The sequence below is a fragment of the Leifsonia sp. EB41 genome (assembly GCF_041262565.1).
In the GTDB taxonomy this organism is placed as follows: Bacteria; Actinomycetota; Actinomycetes; order Actinomycetales; family Microbacteriaceae; genus Leifsonia.
This window is the reverse complement of record NZ_JBGCCJ010000001.1, coordinates 2,933,133-2,954,553: the sequence shown is the minus strand read 5'-3', so window position 1 is coordinate 2,954,553 and position 21,421 is coordinate 2,933,133. Positions and strand designations below refer to the sequence as shown.

17 protein-coding genes are annotated in these 21,421 nt (G+C 65.3%); 10 read left to right on the top strand and 7 right to left on the bottom strand.

What is annotated here, in order from left to right; translation table 11 throughout:
- Window positions 1-16: 16 nt before the first annotated feature.
- Both ABH923_RS14645 and ABH923_RS14640 read right to left on the bottom strand, forming a co-directional pair.
- Entirely contained in the window at window positions 17-151 is a 135-nt protein-coding gene (locus ABH923_RS14645; RefSeq protein WP_370056119.1) for a hypothetical protein, read from the bottom strand.
- Between the two features lie 145 nt (window positions 152-296).
- The gene (locus ABH923_RS14640) at window positions 297-911 is read right to left on the bottom strand and encodes a TetR/AcrR family transcriptional regulator (protein WP_370056118.1); all 615 of its coding nucleotides are present in this window, start codon (window positions 909-911) and stop codon (window positions 297-299) included.
- Window positions 912-996: 85 nt separating this feature from the next.
- Between ABH923_RS14640 and ABH923_RS14635 the strand changes: the two genes are divergently transcribed.
- The 3 genes from ABH923_RS14635 (at window position 997) to ABH923_RS14625 (ending at window position 5,277) form a co-directional block, all read left to right on the top strand.
- Window positions 997-2,460 (top strand): MFS transporter, encoded by a 1,464-nt coding sequence (locus ABH923_RS14635; RefSeq protein ID WP_370056117.1) that lies wholly within the window; start codon window positions 997-999, stop codon window positions 2,458-2,460.
- Window positions 2,460-4,469: a hypothetical protein gene (locus tag ABH923_RS14630; protein ID WP_370056115.1), complete on the top strand. Its 2,010-nt coding sequence runs from the start codon at window positions 2,460-2,462 to the stop codon at window positions 4,467-4,469. Before ABH923_RS14635 ends, ABH923_RS14630 begins: the two co-directional genes overlap by 1 nt.
- Window positions 4,470-4,734: 265 nt before the next feature.
- On the top strand, window positions 4,735-5,277 hold the full coding sequence (locus tag ABH923_RS14625) for an AAA family ATPase (protein ID WP_370056114.1): 543 nt from the start codon (window positions 4,735-4,737) through the stop codon (window positions 5,275-5,277).
- Window positions 5,278-5,293: 16 nt separating this feature from the next.
- Here the strand turns inward: ABH923_RS14625 and ABH923_RS14620 are convergent, their stop codons facing one another.
- Window positions 5,294-7,045, bottom strand: coding sequence for a hypothetical protein (locus ABH923_RS14620; RefSeq protein WP_370056113.1), 1,752 nt, complete (start codon window positions 7,043-7,045; stop codon window positions 5,294-5,296).
- A 149-nt stretch (window positions 7,046-7,194) separates the two neighbouring features.
- Between ABH923_RS14620 and ABH923_RS14615 the strand changes: the two genes are divergently transcribed.
- From ABH923_RS14615 to ABH923_RS14585, 7 genes are all read left to right on the top strand, one after another.
- Window positions 7,195-8,499, top strand: coding sequence for a hypothetical protein (locus ABH923_RS14615; protein ID WP_370056112.1), 1,305 nt, complete (start codon window positions 7,195-7,197; stop codon window positions 8,497-8,499).
- A gap of 40 nt (window positions 8,500-8,539) precedes the next feature.
- Window positions 8,540-9,796 (top strand): sugar ABC transporter substrate-binding protein, encoded by a 1,257-nt coding sequence (locus tag ABH923_RS14610; protein ID WP_370056111.1) that lies wholly within the window; start codon window positions 8,540-8,542, stop codon window positions 9,794-9,796.
- Window positions 9,797-9,801: 5 nt separating this feature from the next.
- Window positions 9,802-10,860, top strand: coding sequence for a carbohydrate ABC transporter permease (locus ABH923_RS14605; protein ID WP_370056110.1), 1,059 nt, complete (start codon window positions 9,802-9,804; stop codon window positions 10,858-10,860).
- Window positions 10,861-10,942: 82 nt separating this feature from the next.
- Window positions 10,943-11,776 (top strand): carbohydrate ABC transporter permease, encoded by an 834-nt coding sequence (locus ABH923_RS14600; RefSeq protein WP_370056109.1) that lies wholly within the window; start codon window positions 10,943-10,945, stop codon window positions 11,774-11,776.
- A 20-nt stretch (window positions 11,777-11,796) separates the two neighbouring features.
- Entirely contained in the window at window positions 11,797-13,617 is a 1,821-nt protein-coding gene (locus ABH923_RS14595; RefSeq protein ID WP_370056108.1) for a glycoside hydrolase family 36 protein, read from the top strand.
- Window positions 13,618-13,665: 48 nt separating this feature from the next.
- Window positions 13,666-14,715: a LacI family DNA-binding transcriptional regulator gene (locus ABH923_RS14590; protein ID WP_370056107.1), complete on the top strand. Its 1,050-nt coding sequence runs from the start codon at window positions 13,666-13,668 to the stop codon at window positions 14,713-14,715.
- 18 nt (window positions 14,716-14,733) lie between these two features.
- Window positions 14,734-14,937, top strand: a complete 204-nt coding sequence (locus ABH923_RS14585; RefSeq protein WP_370056106.1) for a hypothetical protein — start codon at window positions 14,734-14,736, stop codon at window positions 14,935-14,937.
- 75 nt (window positions 14,938-15,012) lie between these two features.
- On the opposite strand, the gene ABH923_RS14580 is transcribed toward ABH923_RS14585, so the two are convergent.
- Genes ABH923_RS14580 through ABH923_RS14565 form a run of 4 tightly spaced genes read right to left on the bottom strand, consistent with a single transcriptional unit; the run spans window position 15,013 to window position 21,396 of the window.
- Window positions 15,013-17,124, bottom strand: a complete 2,112-nt coding sequence (locus ABH923_RS14580; protein ID WP_370056105.1) for a beta-galactosidase — start codon at window positions 17,122-17,124, stop codon at window positions 15,013-15,015.
- A complete protein-coding gene (locus tag ABH923_RS14575) occupies window positions 17,121-19,484 on the bottom strand; it encodes a glycoside hydrolase family 3 N-terminal domain-containing protein (RefSeq protein WP_370056104.1) in 2,364 nt (787 codons plus the stop codon). Before ABH923_RS14575 ends, ABH923_RS14580 begins: the two co-directional genes overlap by 4 nt.
- A gap of 44 nt (window positions 19,485-19,528) precedes the next feature.
- Complete coding sequence (locus ABH923_RS14570) at window positions 19,529-20,479, bottom strand: carbohydrate ABC transporter permease (protein WP_370056103.1); 951 nt, start codon at window positions 20,477-20,479, stop codon at window positions 19,529-19,531.
- Window positions 20,479-21,396: a carbohydrate ABC transporter permease gene (locus ABH923_RS14565; protein WP_370057373.1), complete on the bottom strand. Its 918-nt coding sequence runs from the start codon at window positions 21,394-21,396 to the stop codon at window positions 20,479-20,481. Before ABH923_RS14565 ends, ABH923_RS14570 begins: the two co-directional genes overlap by 1 nt.
- Between the last annotated feature and the right edge of the window lie 25 nt (window positions 21,397-21,421).

Sequence of the window (21,421 nt, the reverse complement as noted above, 5' to 3'; positions counted from 1 at the left end):
TCTTTCAGGCATCGCGTCAGCGTTCCGCCTGCTGAATGTTGACGGGGAGGGGCGCATCCGTCCCGCCGAGCATGGCGATGATCTGGTTGGCGTAGTCGACGGGATCGGCCGGGTCGAGGGTGCTCCGGTTGTGGGCGTGCAGGGATCGCATCGACGCCCCGGTGACGTGCCGAACCGGAGCCGGCCGCCCGGGTCGGCCGGCTCCGGCTCACGGCTGGTCGATGAGGCTCCGCAGCAGAGACGCGACGCCACGGTCGTCGGCGTTCGCCGCGTCCGGAACCGTCATCGGATCGCGTTCAGTCCCCCGTCGCGACCGGGGCGTCGATAGTGAGCCCGAGCGCGCGCAGGAGGTAGGCCATCTGTCTTCTCAGGTCGATGGTCCTGTCGTACATCCACTGGATGCGCAGGCCGTCCCAGCTGGCGAACACGAGGGCGGCGACCGCTTCTGCGTCGATCTCGGGCGCCAGGCGGCCGGTCTTCTGAAGCTCTGTGACCGCGTCGCGCACGACGGCTCGAACCAGCTCGTAGCGGCGGCCGATGAACTCGTGCGCGAGGTGGTCGGGCTCCGTCGCCTCTCCGGTGACCCGCAACGCGAGCTGGGCGAGTCCGGGCGATGACGTCTCCTCATCAACGGCGTCGAGCAAGGCCTCGACCAGGCCTTCAGCGAACCCGGGACGCTGCGTGTTGATCGCGATCTCGGCGAGTTCGTCACGGCGGCGGAGGATCTCGGCGAAGAGCGCGTCCTTCGAGCCGAAATAGTGCAAGAGGCCGTTCTGGCTCAGGCCCACCGCGTCGGCGAGCTCTTTGACCGTCGCCGCGGCGTAACCCTGCTTGTCGATCACCTCAAGCGCGGCGTCGAGGATCTCGGCGCGCTTCGCCCTGCCCTTCGCGTACGGTCCGCGTTCTGTCATAAACAGCATGATATGCGGGTTTGACTTGCGAAATTCGAAACCCGCATGTCATGCTGTTTTCACATCACCGTCGATGGGATACCCGATGAGCGACACCCTGGCGCCAGAGCCACAGCAGACCATGCCCTCCCCGAAGAGCAAGCGCGACATCGTCCTCGACCCGGCCGAGCCGGGCACGTCGCCGATCCTGATCAAGGGCCGACTCTCGCGCCGGTACCTCACCTGGTACACGATCCTCACCATCGCCATCAGCGCGGTCTGGGGTGCGGTCCTCGGAATCCTGCTGCCGAACCACGTGCAGATCCTCGAGTTCGGCCAGTGGTTCACGGGCGCGAACGCGGGCATCGACCTCCAGAAACTCACCCTCCTGCAGCAGGCGGTCGATGCGGGAACCACGACGGCGACCGCGGCCCAGGCTCACCAGTTGGAGCTGCTGAAGGAGTTCAACTCCGCGCGCGCCCAGGCCCTCGCGGTCATCACTTCCATCGGGGTCGTGCTCACGATGCTGATCCAGCCCGTGGTCGGCGTTCTCGCGGACCGCACGCGCAGCCGCTGGGGTCGCCGCGCGCCGTGGATCCTGTTCGGCAGCCTCGTCGGGTCGCTGCTCCTGGTGCTCATGCGCTTCTCGCCGACCCTCGTGGTGCTGGCGATCGTCTATATGTTCGCTCAGGCCTTCATCAACGCGGCCGTGGGCCCGCTCGCGACCACCGTCGCCGACCGGATGCCGCAGAACCGGCGGGGAACCGCCTCCGCCCTCGGCGGCTTCGGCAACTTCTTCGGCGGTCTGCTCGGCGGTCTCGCGGCCGGCTCGCTCTTCGCCACGCTCGGGCTCGACATCTACTTCATCATCGCGGCGTTCGTCGCGTTCTCCGGCGTGATGTTCGTACTGTTCGCCCGCGACCGCTCGTCGAAGAACCTCCTGGTTCCGAAGATGGACTGGAAGGGCTTCTTCGTGGGCTTCACGATCGCGCTCCGCTCACGCAACTTCCGCTGGGTGTGGGTCGCGCGCATCCTGCTCAGCTTCGGCTACACCGTCTCGACGGCGCTCAGCCTCTACATGCTGCAGAGCTATATCCGGCCCGCGCTCAGCCAGACGCAGGCGACCCAGCTCGCACCGCTGCTCACACTCGTGGGCGTGCCGGTCACGATCATCGTCCTGTTCATCGCTGGCAGGCTCTCCGACCGGATCGGCAAGCGACGCATCTTCGTGATCATCGCCTCCGTACTGATGGGCTTCTCGATGCTCATCCCGATCATCTCGCCGACCGTCCTCGGACTCTTCGTCCAGGCGATCGTCGGCGGCATCGCCTTCGGCATCTACCTGCCGGTCGACCAGGCGCTGTTCATCGACGTGCTGCCGGACGAGAAGGCGGCCGGCCGCGACCTGGGAGTGGCCGGCCTCGGGTCCAACCTCGGACAGGCGCTCGGGCCGATCCTCGCCGGCACGGTCGTCGCCGTCACCGGCGGCTACGTCGGGGTCTGGATCGCGGCGTTCGCGCTCGTCCTCCTCGCGGCCGTCGCCATCTCCCCGCTGAAAGGCATCAAGTAATGACTGCAGAGCAGATCGCGACCCGCCCTACCGACGAGCCGGCGATCGCAGATGAGCTGTTCGCGCATCCCTTCGTCGACCTCAACGAGTGGCGCGACGCACCGGTTCACCACCGCTACGTGCACGGCGGGTTCGAGGGCACCGACACCCGGTTCTCGTTCTACTTCCCCACCGAGGATGCCTACCAGGGCCGGTTCTTCCAGCACGTGACGCCGGTGCCGCAGAGCGAGAATCTCGCTCCGGAGATCGTCGGCGAATACAACAAGATCGCGTTCTCGGTCGACAGCGGCGCCTATTTCGTCGAGACGAACGGGGGTGGTCCAGATGCCGCGAACCCCTTCTCGGGCATGGACCCCAGCATCGGCGCCTACCGCGCGAACGCCGCGGCCGCACGGTTCTCGCGTGAGGTCGCGCGCGACCTCTACGGCGACCACCGGCCCTACGGCTACCTCTACGGAGGCAGCGGCGGCGCCTACCGGACCATCGGCGCCGCCGAGAACACGACCGGCGTCTGGGACGGCTTCGTGCCCTACGTGCCCGGCAGCCCGATGTCGATCCCGAACGTGTTCAGCGTGCGGATGCACGCGCAGCGGGTCCTGCGCGACGTCTTCCCGGCGATCGTCGACGCCTACGACGCCGGCGGCGACCCGTCGGCCCTCGACCTCACAGAAGAGCAGAGGGATGCCCTGGCCGAGGTCACGAGGATGGGCTTCCCTCCACGCTCCTGGTTCGGCTGGAAGACGATGGGCATGCATGCCTTCAGCGTGCTGTACCCGGGCGTCCTTGCCGCAGACCCGAGCTATCCGGACGACTTCTGGACGGTCGAGGGGTACCTCGGCGCCGACCCCGCGGCGTCCGTCAATCGTGACCGGGTTCAGCTCGCGACCACCATCGCCGCCCTCGTGTCCGACGCTTCCGAGCGGGCCGACGAGCCCGTGGCCGGAGGCGTCGACGAGTCGTTCCTTCACACGGCGCCGTCGGGCTCGGCTATCGCGGCGGTCCGACTCGCCGACGTTCCGACCGGCTGGATTCTCGGGGCGCAGCTGACGATCACGACCGGCTCGGCGGCGCGAAGAATCCTTCGGCTCTCCAGTGTCGACGGCGACATCGCCCGCATCGAGCCCGGCCAGGACGACCTCGTCGCATCGCTGTCGATCGGCGACGAGGTCCTGCTCGACAATTCGAACTTCCTCGCCGCCCAGACCTACCACCGGCACCAGGTGCCCGGCCCCGAATACGCCGTGTGGGATCAGTTCCGCGGTGCCGACGGCACACCCACCGCACCCCAGCGCCCCATGCTGCTCGGCCCGCTGTTCACGCAGGCAGCCTCAGGGACCGTTCCGAACGGCGCCATCACGCAGAAGATGATCGTCGTCGCATGCCTGCTCGACCGGGAGGCCTTCCCCTGGCAGGCGGATTGGTACCGCAGCCGGGTCACAGAGCACGTCGGAGACCGCACAAACGACACATTCCGACTCTGGTATATCGAAAACGCGCTGCACGGCGACGACGACCCGCAGGAGTTCCCCACCCGCACCGTCAACTACGTCGGCGCACTGGAGACAGCGCTCCGCCAGCTCGCCGCGTGGGTCGAAGACGGGATCGAGCCGGCCGCGACCACGTCATACGAGGTTGTCGACGGCCAGGTTGCCGTGCCGCTGGATGCCGACGAACGCAAGGGCGTGCAGCCTGCGGTCTCGCTGACCGCCAACGGCCTTGAAGCAGTCTCCGTCGGTGTCGGCGAGCCGGTCACGATCCGGATCACGGCGAGCGCTCTCGGTTCGGGCGTTGTCGTCGAGGTCCGCACTGACCTCAGCGGCAAGGGTGCTCTCGGTGAGCCCGAGGACATCACCCCCGAACGTCAGGTCGTACTCGAGCGCCAGGTCTCATTCGAAAAGCCTGGCACCCATCTCCTCTCGGTGCGGGTCACGGCTCAGACCAGCGACGATCCGACCTCAGCTCACGCCCGGATCCCGAACATAGCGCGTGCACGGGTCACGGTGGCCTGACCGATCGATCGCACGCAGACAGGCAGGTGGGCTGCGTCCATGGCGAAGGGCAGCAAGAGATCTGGCCGAGTCATATGTACTGGCGTCACGAAAGGCGCGTCGGATCGGGCGACACCCTAAGCGCTCTCAAGAGGCCACAGGACCGCAGGATTTCGCGTTTGTTCGATTACGTGCCCTGGTGCTCGTTGAAAGCAGTCGCGGGGCTTTTGTGGGGCACGGTCGTAGGTAGGCGATTCGTTCGTGATCCTGACGCAAGAATGAAGCCATGTTGATCGTGATGGCGGGGCTTCCCGGTTCGGGCAAGAGCACGCTCGCTGCTGAACTCGCGAAAGCGCTACGTTGCGCGCTTCTCTCGGTGGATCCCATCGAGGCAGCCATCTGGCGGGCCGGAGTCGAACGGACCCAGCCGACCGGACTCGCGGCATACGTCGTCGCGGAAGATCTTGCCAGGGAGCAACTGCGCGTCGGGAATGATGTGCTGATCGATGCGGTGAACGACGTGGAGGAAGCCCGCGGCCAATGGAAGTCGCTCGCCGCAGACCTCGTAACTCCGCTGGCTTTCATCGAGGTCTTCTGCAGCGATCCGGCAACACACCAACACCGGCTGCAGAAGCGACGGAGAGGAATCGCAGGATTCCCCGAGCCGACATGGGAGTCAGTCGTCTCTCGGCAAGAGTCTTTTCAACGATGGGGCGACACCCGGCTGCGCCTGGACTCGATGCGCGCGCTCGACGAGAACACGGCCGACGCGATCGCCTTTACCGACAACATTCGACAGCCAGACTCCCACCACCCTCAACACGGGTAGCAAAAGGTTCGGGACTTCAGTCGTCGGCGGCCGCGACGTGCCACGGCTGCTGCCCCCCGTGAAGCGACGAGCATCGCTCCCGGCGGGCATAACGACTCGCGCTGGGATCGTATTCGTAGTGGTTGTCACCAGCATCGATGCCGTCGACCCGGTTGCCGACGAGGGTCAGCTCCGCGACGCTCGTGAAGGCCACGAGCGGCTCCGCGATTTCCGGGAGCGCGTAGACAGTATTGCGGAGGAGCTCGATGGTGCCGTGGACGGGCTCTCGGAGACCCGAAACGTCACCACCGGGCTCGATCAGCACCGCCGGCCCGTTCAGAAGGCGGAACTCGTTGTCACTGATGCGACAGTCGGTGACCGGGCCCGATTCCCACCAGCTGCTGGCATCCGATGAGATCAGGATGCCCGCCATTCCGAGGGAATCGAACACGTTGTTCTCGATGACGATGGGTTTTCGCGTCGAAACGAGCACGCCCCTTGTGGGCAGGTTCTTGAAGGTGTTTCCGCAGATGTGAACTGCTGGCGCCCTCGTGATGTTCTCGATCGCCAAGGTACCGGCTCGCGCTTTGACAACGACGTCGGGCAGATCCTCGAAGGCGACAGACATCGTTAGCAAGTCGCGCTCGTGATCCCGGCCGGACGGGCACGACACCTCAACAACGGTGAGCGCTCGAGCGATGACCTCGCCGGTCGCCGCGACGATGACATCGGCGTGTTCCCCTCGTGCGAACTGAGGAAACCCTGCTGTCTGCGGATGCGCGTACTCCAGCAGAGCCTGCCGACCCGAGACTCCGACGATCCGGAGGTAGGTACCGTGGATATTGATCGCGTCGTCGTGCGCGCCGTCGAACAGACAGTCGGCAACCCGGATCTCACCTCTCATTGCTGAGCACTGGACGAAATCCGCGAAGCCCGCAGATTTGCGACCTGACCCAGGAATCGTCTGGAACCGAACCCGTTCGAGTACGAGGTCTCGACCGTTTTGCGCTACCAGGCCGAATCCGTGAAGGTAGCCGACGCATACGTCGCGAATTGAGACCGATCCACTGTCGAGGGCGAGCAGTCCGGGATGATCTCGTGTGATGTTGCGTAACTGATAGACCAGACCCACATCGCCTGGTGGGGTGGGGCTGCTGTATTCGACCAGGATTCCCCGGCCTTGCGACGTCAGTGACACCACATCGTCGAACAGGGTGCATGGAGCCCGCCAGGTTCGATCGCGGACTGGGTCGTGGACCTGCGAGTACTCCATCGCCCCACGACCGGACCAGCTGAAGTCGCCTACGCCCTCCTCACCGTGCCAGACGATCTCAGTGCCGTGAATCGACCATCCGAGGTCAGGCGGAACCTCCAGGATCCGGAAGCTGCGCTCGCCCGTCGTCCCCCCGTCGCGGACGGTCAGTTCGACGACGGTCGGGGCGATCATGTCGATGGTGAAGTCGTGCAGCTCAGCGACGTCTGTGTCGATGACACCGACCGTGGTTTGGCGCCCGTGAAACTCGAGGACTGCTCCTCGTCCGTCGACCTCGATGTCGTCGAACCCCTCCACCAGGATCCCAATCGCCTTCTCACGATGGTCTGGGTCTGCTCCAACGGTGTTGGAGATATAGAGCTCTCGGCGTTCCGCATTCGGAGCATGGATGGCATAGCGACCTGGCGCGAACGCCACTCTGACGGCACCGCCTTCGTCACGTGCGGCCTCGAGCGCTTGTCGAATAGCCCGCGTCGCGTCGCCTCGCCCCGTCGGGTCAGCACCGAAGTCCGTCACTTCGAAGGTTCTTCGCGGGCCGCTTTCGCCGCGGCATCGTGCTCCGGTGCACATGTGCTTCCCTTCACAACATCAAAGCGTTTGACGCACTCTTGACGTATTTATGAAACTAATTGCAATTGATCGGGCAGCTAGCTTACCGTCGAGCCATGAACCTGGCAACGACGCCCCCGGACGCGCCGATCACCTTCGTGTCTTCATCGCCCCTGCTGAACGACGGATTCGAATGGGCGCGGCTGCGGGCGCTGGAGTGGGTTCAGACCAAACGACTGAGTACTGCCTTGCCGTCCTACTGGGCAGGACTGACTGACCGTCCGATGTTCTACTCCCGCGATGTTACGCACCAAGCCCTCGGCGCACACCTTCTCGGGCTCGATGAGGAAAACTTCGCCATGATCCGGCACTTCGCCCGCTCGGCGACGCAGCGCAGGGGATGGTATCCGCTCTGGGCGTTCACCTTCGACGGCGAGCCGGCCGCGATCGACTATCACTCGGATGACGACTTTGTGCGCGAGGTTCCTGCCGCATTCGAGCTGACTCAGATCGCGCTGGAGCAGCGGCTGTGGACGGGCGAGGACCGGTGGCTCGCCGACTCCGACCTCGCCGCCTACTATCGCCGGTCGCTCGGGGACTTCGTGAGGCTGCACGACATCCGCGGCGACGGTGTCGCCGGTGCGCACAGCGCACGAGACATCTTTGCGGGAAGTCCCACGTATAACGAGGCGCAGACCACGCCGGACATCCAGGTCGCCGCAGACGGCATCGCCAGTCAATGGGCCGCGGTGGATGCGTATGCCCGCATCGCGGCAGACGACGATGAGCGCCTGGCATTCACAGCGGAGGCGGCTCGGCTCCGCGAGCTCTTCGATCTCGAATGGTGGGACGCCGGCGCGCAACGCTACCTGACTGGGTTCGACCCGGCTGGCCCTGTGCTCGGTAACGGCCTGGAGGCCGTATGGTTCCCGGCCGTGAAGGGTCTGATCGCCGACCCCGATCGCGCCAAGGCCCACCTATCCCGACTCACCGACCTGCTCAGGACGAGCCCGCCGCGCAACATCGAGGCCCTCACCTATGTGCCAGAGGCGTACCTCAACTACGGCGAGGACGACGAAGCCCGGCGTTGGATCCACTACCTTCTGGAGTCACGCGACGACTACCCCGAAGTGTCCTTCACGGCGATCGCCCACCTCGCATCGGGCCTCACCGGCCTGGTCCCCGTCGCGGACGGAGCGATCTCCACTCGATCCCACCTGAGGGACGACGAGTGGGCCGAGGCGGGTACTGTCCGAATCGGCACCGCGGTCGTCACGATCCGGCACGACGGGCGCAATTCGAGCGAACTCACCGTGCACTCGTCGCCCTCGCCCATTCGCTGGACCGCCCGCTTCGGCGACGGCAGCGTCACTACAACAAACGTCCCCACCGGTACCACGGCGCGCCTGTCGAGCCATTGAACCCAACCCAACCCTCACCATCACGATCAAAGGCGAAATGATGAAGAAGACGAAATTCCTCGCAGCGCTGGCCGCCGCCGGCGTCCTTGCACTGCTGGCCGGTTGCAGCCACGCTCCAGGCGGCGGGTCCGACAACGGGTCGGGCGCCACGATCACGTTCGCCCACTGGGGCAACAACCAGGAGAACGCGACGATCAAGGCGATCGTCGCAGCCTTCGAGAAGGCGCACCCCGATATCAAGGTCGAATCCACGTGGGTGCAGAACAACTACGAGCAGCAACTCCAGACGACGATCGCCGGCGGCACCGCACCGACCGTCTCGCAAATCTCCAACACCTCCCTTGCCAGCTTCGTGAGCGCCTATCAGCCGGTCGAACTCAATCCCTCCGCGTACTACTCGCCGAATATCGCAGAGAGCGCGAAGGTCGACGGCAAGTACTACGAGACCCCCTTCACCGTGAAGACCAAGGTCATGGCGATCAACAAGACCTTGTTCGAGAAGAGCGGCGTCGCTGTGCCCGACGCGAGCACTCCGATGACCCCCGACGAGTTCGCCGCGGCAGGCGCCAAGCTCACCTCCGGGAGCGGCAAGGACAAGGTCTACGGCTCGGCGCCCCTCTGGTATCAGGGCTGGCTGACGGCCGAAGGCGGCTCGGAGTACAGCGCCAACGGCAAGACCTGCGAGTTCGACTCGGCCGCCTCCACCCGGGCGGCCGACCAGGTCATCGCGGCTCAGGGTCCTAACGGATACGCGCCGACCCTCCTCGACGCGCAGGGACAGGATATGTTCGATTGGCTAAGCATCGGGCGCATCGCGATGTATCCGGACTTCGGCCCGTGGAACATCGCGCAGCTGGCCGGGCTGAAGAACGCGTCGGACTTCGCCGTCGTGCCCGTGCCCGGAAAGGGCGAGCCGATGGAGATCGACGGTCTCGGCATCTCGAAGACCGCCAACGCCGCCCAGACCAAGGCGGCCAAGACGTTCGTCGACTTCGTCTCCACAGACAAGCGCGCCCAGGACCTCCTCACGACGAAGACCTCCTCGCTCGGCGTGCCGGTCATCGCGGCCGCGGAGAAGCCGTTCCGCGCGGCCGCACCCGACCTCGATCTGAAGACGTTCATCTCCGCCGTCGACCAGTCGAAGATGACGCCGTCCGTCAAGCAGACGACTGTGATCGAGACAAAACTGACCACCGACCTCGGATCGCGGACCGCCGTCGGGTCCGGGCATGAGTCCCCCTCGACCGTGCTGCCCGAGCTCAACAAGGCCTGCCAAGCCGCACTCGACGGAAAGTAGGCGCCATGAGCCCCCTCATTCAGGCGCTGGAGGACTTCCTGCAGTGGGTCGGCATCGAACCGGGCCTGCGCCCGATCGTCGCCTTCGCGCTGCTGGTCATCGCCCTCGCGGCACTCGTAGCGGGCGGGTTCGCAGTCGCCGTGAGGCGGCGGTGGCTCAGTAAGACCACCGCCGCCTTCTGGCTCTTCGTCTCACCGTGGATCTTCGGATTCCTCCTGTTCACTGTCGGTCCGATGATTTACTCGCTCGGCCTGTCGTTCTTCGACTGGGACCTGATCAACCCCCCGGTTTTCTCCGGCCTGAGCAACTACCAAAAGGCTGCGGCAGACCCCCTTCTCGGTCAGGCGATCAAGGTGACTCTCACCTACGCGGTCGTCAGCGTTCCATTGCAGACCGTCCTCTCCCTGGCCGTCGCGCTGTTGATGAACGTCAAAGTCCGGGGAATCCACATCTTCCGCACAATCTGGTACCTGCCCAGCCTTGTCACAGGCGTCGCGCAGACCGTCCTTTTCCTGTGGGTCTTCAACCCGAACTACGGTCTGGTCAACGGCGTCCTCGCCTTGTTCGGCATACAGGGACCGAGCTGGTTCAACGATCCGAACTGGGCGCTCCCCGCCGTGATCCTGATGAGCCTCTGGACCGTCGGCGGAAACATGATCATCTACCTGGCCGGCCTCCAAGACGTCCCCACCGAGCTGTACGAGGCGGCTCAGCTCGACGGTGCAGGCCGGATCCGGCAGATGTGGAGCATCACCGTCCCCCAGATAAGCCCGGTGATCTTCTTCAACGTCGTCACGGGCCTGATCGGTGCGATGCAGATCTTCACCCAGGGCTACCTTGTCACTCAGAACGGCGGAGGCCCCGCGAACTCGCTCCTCTTTTACGTCTACTACCTGTTCCAGAACGGTTTCCAGTTCTTCAAGATGGGCTACGCCTCTGCACTTGCGTGGATCCTGCTGGTGATGATCCTCATCCTCACCGCGCTCATCTTCCGTGGAAGCTCCTTCTGGGTCTACTACGAGTCCGCCGCTCCGAGCCGAAGGAGGCAGCGCCGTGTCCGCTGATGACATCGCAACCCCGGTCATGGAAGCGCCGGCCACTCTGGTCGAGGATCAGGCGCCGAGATCCCGACGCCGGAGACGGCCGATGATCCCCGGGGAGGCTTCTCGCCCGCGCAGGGCGATCCAGGTCGTCATCCTCGTCGTGGGGTCGTTCGTCTTCGCCTATCCGTTCCTGTGGATGATCGCGACCTCGCTGCGCACGCGCTTCGGCGTCGCTTCCGGCGGCATCGCCCTCTGGCCCGTGCAGTGGCAGTTCTCGAACTATGTCGACGGCCTCAACAGCTTCCCGTTCTGGCAGTACCTCACGAACAGCGTCCTGAGCACCGTCATCCCCGTCGTCGCCACGGTGGTCGTGTCGTCCCTGGTCGGATTCGCCCTGGCGAGGATCCCGGCCCGGGGCGCGGGAATCGTCTTCGGCGTCATCCTTGCGACGATGCTTCTCCCCGGCGAAGTAACGCTCGTGCCGCAGTTCGTCCTTTTCCGCCAGCTGGACATGATGAACTCGCTATACCCGATCATCCTGCCCGCGATGCTCGGATCGCCGTTCTTCATCTTCCTGTTCCGCCAGTTCTATCTGCGACTGCCGCTGTCGCTCACCGACGCAGCGATCGTGGACGGGGCCGGCTGGTTCCGGATCTGGCGGTCGATCTACCTGCCCCTCTCGAAGCCTGTCATCGTCGCGGCTGCCGTGCTGCAGTTCATGGCCTCTTGGAACAACTTCCTCACGCCGGCGATCTACCTCACGTCCGACCGCTGGAAGACGCTCCCTCTCGGCCTGGCCGGCTTCTCGTCGGTCAACGGCACCAACACCCCGCTTCTGATGGCGACCGCCATCGTCGTCGTCCTGCCCTGCGTCGTCATCTTCTTCGTCGCCCAGAAGCAGATCGTCGGCGGCGTCTCATTCACCGGCAGCAAGTAGCGATAGGAACTCCTGCATCCATGACCAGCCAACTCATCGATGACTCCGTGTGGATCCCGGGAGTGCAGCCGTCGGGCGCCAGCCAGGTCTTCAGCGTCGACGGCGCGCCGCACGTGCGCGGCACGCTCTCCGCTGCGACGGAGATCGCTCTGCCTCCGATCCGGCAGGGACACACCGCGGAGGGGTTGATCGTCCTGAACGTCGGGCCCGACAGCTCAGGGTCGTTCACGCTTTCGCTGCGCGTTCCCGCTGCCGACGCTGTGACCCTGTGGCGGCCAGGCAGCACGGCACCACATGGGTCCATCCCGCCTTCATGGGGCGACGCGCTGAGGGCTTCACCCTTGGACGGAATGGCCGTCGTCAACCTCGTCGCGACCGACGACCGGTCGATCCTGACAGTCGGCGCCGATCGCGGGCCCCACCCGCTGCACATGCGCGCCGGCATCGTGGAGGAGAGCGGCGACATGCTCGTCTCGTTCGAATGGGATGGGATCGACGGCCAGTCGATGACAGTGATCCTGGACGCAGGCGGTCGCACGTTCGCGGATTCCACAGGAGCCGTCACCCGGCTCCTGTGGGGTGCCGTCGAGCCGGTCCCGTCGATCAACGAACTCCCCGTCTATTGCACCTGGTACGCGGTCCACCTCGACGTCACCGAGCGGACCCTGCTCCCGCAGCTCCACGAGGCCGCGAAGTACGGGTTCGGCACCGTCATCGTCGACGACGGCTGGCAGACCCGTGAAACGGGCCGCGGCTACGGAACGGCCGGCGACTGGCGGCCCGAGGCCGGCGCATTCCCCGACCCGAGAGCCTTCGTGCGATCGGTCGAACAGCTCGGGATGCGCACCATGTGGTGGGTGGGAACGCCCTTCATCGGCTACCGGTCGGAGGCTTATCAGCTCGACAAGGCTGCAATCGTGGCCGACGAGCCGGATCTCGAGACCGCCGTTCTCGATCCCCGCTCCCCCGCGGCTCGGGCGCACCTTGTCGGACGCCTGCTGCGTCTGCTCGAGACCACCGGCGCCCACGGTCTCAAGATCGACTTCCTCGAACGGTTCGCCCGCGACCACGATCAAGCGCCACCCGCTGACGCGGACGGCGCGTCCGTCGAGGTCTCCGCCCTCCAGCTGCTCCGCGAGCTCACGGAGCAGGCAGCGGCGATCCGGCCAGAACTTATGCTCGAGTTCCGCGAGCCCTACATCGGCCCCGCGGCCGCCCGATACGCGACCATGCTCCGCGTCTCAGACTGCCCGCTGAGCCCGCTGCAGAATCGGCTGGGCATCGTCGATCTCCGCCTGACGTCACCCGGCGTCTCCATCCACTCTGACCCGGTGATGTGGGGGGACCAGGACAGCCCGGAGCGCGTCGCCCAGCATCTGATCAACACCCTCTTCGGAGTGCCCCAGGTCTCCGTCGACTTGGTGGCTCTTTCCGATTCTCAACGCCGTGTCCTGGGCTTCTGGATCGAGTTCTGGAAGGAGAACGCGAATACGCTCCTCCACGGCAGCTTCCGGCCGGAGCGTCCCGACCTGGGCTACCCGATCGTGAGGGCGGCTGACAATCGTGTGCACGTGATCGGCCGATATGCGCCGGTCACGGTCGAGGTACCGCAGGGCGACTGGCGCATCGTGCACATCGCAAACGCAGACGCGAGCGGTGTCGTACTCCGCGGCACGGACACTCTCGATTCGGTGGAGCTCACGGTCCGCGACGCCGAGGGACGGCTCATCGACTCGGTGCTGCTCGACGGATCCGCAACGCTCCTCGACGTGGAAGTGCCGACCGGCGGTCTCCTGACGCTGAGTCGCCGCCCTGTCCGTCTGAAAGTTTATGCTCGATAATTGACGTAATTGCATCAGTTCGAGCAGCTATAGGGAACGGGGGCCACCATGGCACGCGTCGGCATCAGCGACGTCGCGGAAGCAGCCGGAGTCAGCGAAGCGACGGTCAGCAGGGTCATCAATAACCGGGGCATCGTTGCTCCCACCACCCGCAAGACGGTGGAAGATGCCATGCGCCGCGTCGGATATTCAAAAGCATCGACATCGAACGTCGTCCTTCTGATCACACCCGGATTGACCGATCCGTTCTTTGCCCAGCTGTGCGAGCGCCTCGGTGAAGGACTCAACACTCAGGGCTTCAGGGGGGTGATCGCGTCTGCCCCGGGTGGAAGCTCGCAGGAATTCGACTTCATCGCGGCGATGGCCGACCTCGGAATCGTGGGCGCCGTCTTCGTCTCCGCGAGCAACACCCTCGACGAGGCCGACCCCTCCGTGCCCAACCTTCTGGCGATGCGCGAAATCCCGTTCGTGTGCATCAACGGGGCGTTTCCGCGCGTGCCTTCACCGACCCTGTCGACCAACGACGATGTCGCCGCGCGGATCGCCGTCGACCACCTGTGGTCCCTCGGCCACCGGCGCATCGGACTCGCCGCAGGCCCGATCGGCAACCGCCCGAGCGATCGACGCGCGCGCGGCTTCCTCCGCGGCGTACAGGACGTCGGCGGCCTCGCAGCAGCCGACTCGTGCCCCATCGTTCACACCGAGTACTCGACTGAAGGAGGCTACGCTGCGACCGAGACGCTCCTCGGTCGTGGGGTCACCGCAATCGTGGCAGCGAGCGACGAGATGGCCCTGGGGGTGATTCGTGCTGCCCGGAGGCGGGGCATCTCCGTGCCTGCCGAACTGTCGGTGATCGGATACGACGACGCGCTTCCTCTGGATTTCGTCGAACCACCACTGACGACCCTCCGCCAGCCGATTGACCGGCTCTCGCAAGCGGTCGTGGCACTGCTCACTCGGATGGTCCACCGCCGGCCAGTGGAGAACGGCGAACTGCTGTTCGAGCCGGAACTGATTCGCCGCGCGTCAACGGCACCGGTCGCTTCCGACTGGGAGCCCGCCAACGCTGCGCGCACGTCGTCTGGCTTCCCGAGCTAACAGAAAGCCCTCCTCTCGATGCAGAACTCCGCACTGTTCGTGCCCCACTTCCACTGGGACTGCGAGTGGTACGAGCCGTTCCAGGTCTTCCGGCATCGACTCGTCGAAGCGCTCGACGCGGTCGTCGACACGGCCGAGGCCGTTTCGAGCTTCCGATTCACTGTGCACGGCAAGATGGCCGCCATCGAGGCCTACCTGGCGATGCGACCGGATGTCCGTTGAGCCAGGCGGCGCCCGCCATCGGATGGCGACGCCGCACCGCAAGTACGTTGGTTTTCCTGTGACATCAACGATTGCTCACCGCTGGGTGAGGACGATGCTGGACCACGATCCGAGGGTGAGGAAGCCGGAAACGATCGCGCCTGTTCGAGTGTCGGTAAATCCGACGCCGGAGGGCACAGGCAGGGCTGCCCCTTCCCAACTGCTGTTGGAGACGAACCAGATTCGTGCACCCTCCGGGCTGCGCACACTGGTGACATTCACGCTCTTCGGGCGCTCAGCCCACCAGTCCGCGACCGGGTCGCTGCCTCGCTCAGAAAGCGCCCACCGCACCAGGACGGACATCGAATCCTGATCGGGAAGGACTCCAACCCAGGTCATCCGTCCTTGTCCCACCCTGTTGCTGGTGATCGCCGCGTATGCGCCCAGGAACGGGTCGTCGACGCTGGCGAGGACCTCGGCCTCCTCGGGGACGAGGAGGTCCATCCATGCCTCCGCGTACGCTTCCGCAGGCAGGGTCAAGGCAGGTGCGTCCGCGGAAGGGGTGGATGTCAGGCGCCGTGACCCGATGATCGTCGATGACTCCTGGTACGACGCGCCCACCGCGTCGCGCAGCAGACCCGGCGCTGATTCCCAACGGGCTCGAACCCATTCGTCCGCGTAACCCGAACGGAACGTGAGAAGAACATGGGCCCCATTGGCGGCGTGCTCGACCAAGCGTTGAAGCAGGGTTTCGTCCGCAACGTAAAGTGCAGGAACGAGCAGTACCTTCTCCCCGGACCAGTCGGAGTCCGGGTGGACGACACGGACTTGGAATCCGTCGTCGACGGCGGCGTTGTACATCCGCATGAACACCCGGTGGTAGCTGTGCACATCAGGCTGCGCCGTGCCGGGGACGAGAAGCATCGGGTCGAACTCCAACGCCTGCAATGAGTCTCGTGAGTACAGCACTGCGATGTCCGCATCAGGCACAGCGCCTTCAAGCTTGGGGGTGAGTTCGCGAAGCTCCGCGCCTAGCTCGGCCACCTCTCGGTAGATCCGGCCGGGCTCCAGGTCGTGTCCGAGGACACCGCCCCAGAACGTTTCTGCACCGTAATGGAGCGTGTGCCAATGCCAGTACGCGAGCAGGTCTGCACCACGAGACGCGAACAGGTACGCGAGCAAGCGCAGCTGGCCGGGAAACGGCGGCACGTGGGTTGCCTGTGCGCCGATTGAACCGGCCTGAGCTTCGGTGACCGCGAATGCGGATCCGCGCGGCCCGCGCAGGCTGTACGCGAGGTCGGCTTTCCACTGCGGAACCGACGGGCCAGCGTCAAGAAGCCACCACGGGGCCAACCCTGTGGTGAACTCATCCGGGGCTTGCGGCCGTTCGAGCGCTCTCTGCATCGGGAGGTAGACGTTGACCGCGGTGTGGTCCAACGCCTCCGCAATCGGGCGAAGAGCGGTGCTGGCCAGGCTGTCACCGCCGACGGTGTCGTGGAAGATGAACTGGTCCGCGGCGACATGCTCCCGCAAGATGTCGCGTTGCCATGTGAGGAAATCGACGGTGAGCGTGGCCTGGAATCGTGCCCATTCCAGGGCGTACCCCGGGTTGGTGTTGCCCTCCGGCCCCCACAAGTCGTCGAATGACGACAGCCGTTGACTCCAGTAGGTGAGGCCCCACTTCTCGTTGACGCTGTCCACATCCCCGAATCGTTCCTCGACATGCTGCCGGAACCGGTTGATTACGGCGTCCCCGGCCAACCGATACACACCGATCTCGTTGTCGACCTGGAAGCCGATCACGCCCGGGCGGTTCCCGAACGCGTCGCCCATCGCGCGGATGATCCGCTCGGCGTAACGGCGGAAGGTTGGATTGGTGAAGTCGACGTTCTGACGACCGCCGTACGGGACGGGGCGACCGTCGGCGAGGACAGCCATCACCTCCGGATGGGCACGAGCCAGCCACGGAGGGATCGCATACGTCGGAGTTCCGACGATCACCTCCAGCCCGCGTTCGTAAGCCGCGTCGACCACCCGTTCCAAAGCAGCGAAGGAGATCTCACCGTCGGTGGGCTCATAGGACGCCCACGTCGACTCACCGACACGGATGGTGGTGAAGCCAGCGGCGACCATCAGATCGAGGTCGGTTTCCAACCGCTCGTCTGGTTGATACTCGTGGTAGTAGCTGGCCCCGAACCGCACGGTCACAGCTCCGCAAGGACGGCATCCGGAACGTACGCCACCCGAACATCGGTCACCAGCTCACGCGCCGGGCCGGTCTCCCGAACGTCACCGCCCAGCACGACGGAACCGGACAGGCCGTCAGCGGTAGCCGACGGAGCCACCGTGAACACGAACTCGCCCGGCTCGACCTGCCATCGCAGATCCCTGCCCACAAGCGCCAACCGGTCAGCCGGAACAGTGAAGACCAGTCGGGCACGCTCGCCCGGCTCCAGATCAACGCGCGCCCAGCCGACCAGCTGACGCAACGGACGCGTGACGGACGCGGCGGTGTCCCGCACGTACAGCTGGACCACGTCAGCGCCTGCGCGAGCGCCCACGTTCTCCACGCTGCACGACACGGTCACCGTTGATGACGTGTCCGCCGGAGTGGCCGCTTCCACGTGCACCTCGCTGTGACGGAACGTGGTGTACGACAGGCCATGCCCGAACGGGAACGCCGGCGCCGGGTCGATGTTCGAGACAGGGTTCGCGCCTCCCAGCCGCGGATGACGGTACGTGTACGGCTGACCACCCGCGTTCTTCGGCATGCTGACCGGGAGACGACCACTCGGGTTGACCCGACCGCTGAGAACACCCGCGATCGCCGCAGCGCCCTCCTCGCCCGGGAAGAACGCCTGAACCAGCGCTGCTGCGGACTCCTTCCACTGACCGACCGGGTAGGGTCGGCCCGTCACCAGCACAACAACAACAGGTGTTCCAGTGGCGATCAGCGCATCCACCAGATCCCGCTGCCGACCGGGCAACTCCAGCTCCTCCGTGTCGCTGCCTTCCCCGACAGTGCCACGTCCGAACAGGCCAGCGCGGTCCCCGACAACAGCCACACAAACATCCGCGGCTTTAGCGGCCGCGACCGCAGCGGCGATGCCGAGCGCAGCCTCCTCATCCGTCTGCTCCTGCGCCCGCACAGTCGTTCCCGGCGCGAAAGTGACCCGGCCGTCCGGGAACTCCTGACGGACCCTCTCCAGCACCGTCGGCAGTTCGATCCCCAACGGGGTTCCCGCCGGCACATCCACATGGTTCGTGAACGAGTAGTTGCCCAGCAGCGCCTCACTGGCGTCCGCGTTCGGACCGACAACCGCAATCGACGCCAGCGCCGGCAGCGGCAGCACCTGACGCTCATTCGTCAGAAGCACGACAGACTGCTCACCCAGCTCAGCAGCGACCGCTCGCGCCGCCGGGGGGTCGAGTTCGACGGGTCCCGGTTCGATCCTCGACTCGAACACTCCGAGTCGGAGCTTCTGTTCGAGGACGCGTCGCACCGACCGGTTGACCTCGTCCTCGGGGATGCGTCCTTCACGGACTGCTTCGGCGAGGGGCTCGAGGTAGTCGTTCCCGGTGGGGAGTTCGACGTCGACGCCGGCGTGGAGTGCGAGGACTGCTGCTTCTCCGTGGTCGGCTGCGATGTCGTGGAGGTTCTTGAGGAAGGCGACGCCGAAGTAGTCGGCGACGACCGTGCCGTTGAACCCCCAGGTGTTGCGGAGCAGTTCGGTGAGCAGTTCGGGGTCGGCGGCCACTGGGACTCCGTCGATTTCTGCGTATGAGTGCATGACGGCTTCGGGCTGGGCGAGGCGTACGGCCATTTCGAAGGGAACAGAGAAGGTTTCCAGGACTTCTCTGCGTCCTGCGTGGACTGGGGCGAGGTTCCGTCCGGCTTGTGATCCGGAGTACCCGAGGAAGTGTTTGAGTGTTGCTCCGACGCCGGCGGATTGGACGCCTTGAACGTATTGGGTGCCGATTGCTCCGACGAGGTATGGGTCTTCGCCGATGCATTCTTCGACTCGGCCCCAGCGTGGGTCGCGGATGACATCGAGGACGGGCGCGAGGCCGAGGTGGATACCCAGGGCGCTCATCGACTGGCCGATCTGTTGCCCCATCTGGCCGATGAGGTCGGGGTTCCACGTTGCGCCCCAGGCGAGGGATGTGGGGTAGGTGGTCGCTCCGTTGAGTTGGAGGCCCGTGAGGATTTCTTCGTGGACGAGCGCGGGGATGGCGAATCGGTTGTTGGATTCGATTTCCTGCTGCACTCGTTCGACGGAGCGCAGCATCCGTTCGATTCCGGTGACTTGGCTGCCGAGGGGTCTGGTCAGTTGGCCGACGCCGTGGCGGATGAAGGTGTCGAAGTCGTCGACTTTGGCGATCATTTCGTGCTGCATGGGGGCGATGTCGCCGCCGTCGCCGGCAGAGTCATCGAGTTGCAGCCAGAGCCCGACGAGTTGGGCGAGTTTCTCGTCGAGGGTCATGTCGTCGATGATCCGGTCGATGTCGATGTCGACGTGTGCGGGTCGGGGGTTTTGCGCAGGCTGGCGCTGGTCGTGAACGGTCACGGCTCTCCTCAGATTGTTCGTATGAGTCGGGGTCGGCTGTGTGTTCAGCCTTTGACCGCGCCTTCCATGATCCCGGCGACGAGCTGGCGCCCGGCGAGCAGAAACAGGAGGAGCAGGGGGATGGTGGCGAGCACCGATCCGGTCATGACGGTCGAGTAGTCGATCGTGTATTGGGTGCGGAGCTGCTGGATGGCGACCTGTGAGGTGAAGTTGTCGGGGGTGTTCAGGATGACGAGCGGCCAGAGAAAGTCGTTCCAGGCTGACATCGCCGCGAACAGGCCGAACACGGCTGCGGAGCCGCGGATGTTGGGGAGCACGATCGAGCGGAAGACCCGGAACGTGGAGGCGCCGTCGACCTTGCCGGCCTCCACCAGCTCGTCGGGGATGGATCCGACGATGACTTGCCGCATCCAGAACACCCCGAATGCCGAGACGGCACCGGGAACGATGAGGGCTTGGAGTGTGTCCACCCAGCCGAGGCTGGACATGATCATGTACATCGGGACGAGGCCGAGCTGGCCGGGGATGGCCATCGTGGCGACGACGGCGACGAACAGCCAGTTGCGTCCGCGGAATTGAAGCTTCGCGAAGGCGAAGCCGGCGAGGCTGCAGAAGAAGATCTGCAGCAGCGCGACGCTGACGGCGACGATCGCGCTGTTGATCAGCGAGCGGCCGAACGGGACCGTTCCGTTGATGATGTCGAGGTTCTTGCCGAAGTTGCCTCCTGGCGTGAACACCGGGGGGAACTGGGACACCGCGGAGCTGCTGTTGGAGCCGACGACGAACATCCAGTACAGCGGCGCGAGAGCGAGCAGCACGGCTACGACGAGCACGGTGTAGGTGAACCAGGAGACGCGGCGACTCTTGCGCAGGGAGCCGACCTTTCGGTCCTTAGCTGTGCGATCGGCCTTGGCGGCGGACCGGGAGACGGGCCGTTTCGGCGTCGGGCGGTTGGCGTCTTCTTCGGTGCCGGGCCGGGTGGAGGTGGTGGTCATCAGGAGCTCCTAATCAGCCGGGCGAGCGCGAAGTTCACCAGCGCGAGCATCAGCACGACGAACAGCAACGCCATCGCGATCGCTGACGCGTATCCGAATTTGAAGGAGTTGAACGCTTGTCCGTAGAGCAGGAGCGTCATGGTCAGACCCTGCCCGTTGCTGCCGCCGGTCGGTGAGGTGAACAGCAACGGTTCGGTGAAGATCTGGAGACCGCCGACGGTGGAGGTGACGACGGTGAACAGGACGGTCGGCCGGATCATCGGGAGGGTCACCTGTGTGAAGGTTTGCCAGCGGCCTGCGCCGTCGATCTCGGCCGACTCATAGAGCGAGTCGGGAACCGCCTGCATGGCGGCGAGGTAGATGAGGGCGTTGTAGCCGGTCCAGCGCCAGATCACCATGAGGGCGATGACGGACTGGGTGGTCCAGGGGTTCGCTCCCCAGTCGATCGGCGGCAGTCCGAGCTCGTGGAGGATCCAGGCGATCGGGCCGTAGTCACGGCCGAAGATCGAGCTGAAGACCAGTGTCACGGCGACGAGCGGGGTGACGTTGGGCACCAGTAGTGCCATCCGCCAGAAGGTCTTGACCTTCAGGCTGCGGTTGTTGAGCGCCGTCGCGATCAGAAGGGCCAGAACCAGCCCTGGGATGGTGGAAAGCAGGAAGATCGAGAAAGTGTTTCCGAGAGCTTTCCAGAACCGCGGGTCGGCCAGCATCGCCTGGTAGTTGCCGAGCCCGACGAAGGGGTGATCGGTTTCCAACGGCGCCCAGTTGTGGAGTGAGACCCAGGCGGTGTAAATCAGCGGGCCGAGCCCGAATGCGAGGAAAAGCAGGAAGAACGGGGCGATGTACACGTAAGGAGCCATCCGCTCCCGGAAGGTGACCCGCCGTCCGTGCAGGAGCACGGGGCGGGCAACGGTCATCGTTGACACGAGCAAGTCCTTTCGG

Coding starts and splice junctions, on each gene's coding strand:
- ABH923_RS14645 (WP_370056119.1), bottom strand. CDS start 151: ATGCGATCCCTGCACGCCCACAACCGGAGCACCCTCGACCCGGCCGAT.
- ABH923_RS14640 (WP_370056118.1), bottom strand. CDS start 911: ATGACAGAACGCGGACCGTACGCGAAGGGCAGGGCGAAGCGCGCCGAG.
- ABH923_RS14635 (WP_370056117.1), top strand. CDS start 997: ATGAGCGACACCCTGGCGCCAGAGCCACAGCAGACCATGCCCTCCCCG.
- ABH923_RS14630 (WP_370056115.1), top strand. CDS start 2,460: ATGACTGCAGAGCAGATCGCGACCCGCCCTACCGACGAGCCGGCGATC.
- ABH923_RS14625 (WP_370056114.1), top strand. CDS start 4,735: ATGTTGATCGTGATGGCGGGGCTTCCCGGTTCGGGCAAGAGCACGCTC.
- ABH923_RS14615 (WP_370056112.1), top strand. CDS start 7,195: ATGAACCTGGCAACGACGCCCCCGGACGCGCCGATCACCTTCGTGTCT.
- ABH923_RS14610 (WP_370056111.1), top strand. CDS start 8,540: ATGAAGAAGACGAAATTCCTCGCAGCGCTGGCCGCCGCCGGCGTCCTT.
- ABH923_RS14605 (WP_370056110.1), top strand. CDS start 9,802: ATGAGCCCCCTCATTCAGGCGCTGGAGGACTTCCTGCAGTGGGTCGGC.
- ABH923_RS14600 (WP_370056109.1), top strand. CDS start 10,943: ATGATCCCCGGGGAGGCTTCTCGCCCGCGCAGGGCGATCCAGGTCGTC.
- ABH923_RS14595 (WP_370056108.1), top strand. CDS start 11,797: ATGACCAGCCAACTCATCGATGACTCCGTGTGGATCCCGGGAGTGCAG.
- ABH923_RS14590 (WP_370056107.1), top strand. CDS start 13,666: ATGGCACGCGTCGGCATCAGCGACGTCGCGGAAGCAGCCGGAGTCAGC.
- ABH923_RS14585 (WP_370056106.1), top strand. CDS start 14,734: ATGCAGAACTCCGCACTGTTCGTGCCCCACTTCCACTGGGACTGCGAG.
- ABH923_RS14570 (WP_370056103.1), bottom strand. CDS start 20,479: ATGACCACCACCTCCACCCGGCCCGGCACCGAAGAAGACGCCAACCGC.
- ABH923_RS14565 (WP_370057373.1), bottom strand. CDS start 21,396: ATGACCGTTGCCCGCCCCGTGCTCCTGCACGGACGGCGGGTCACCTTC.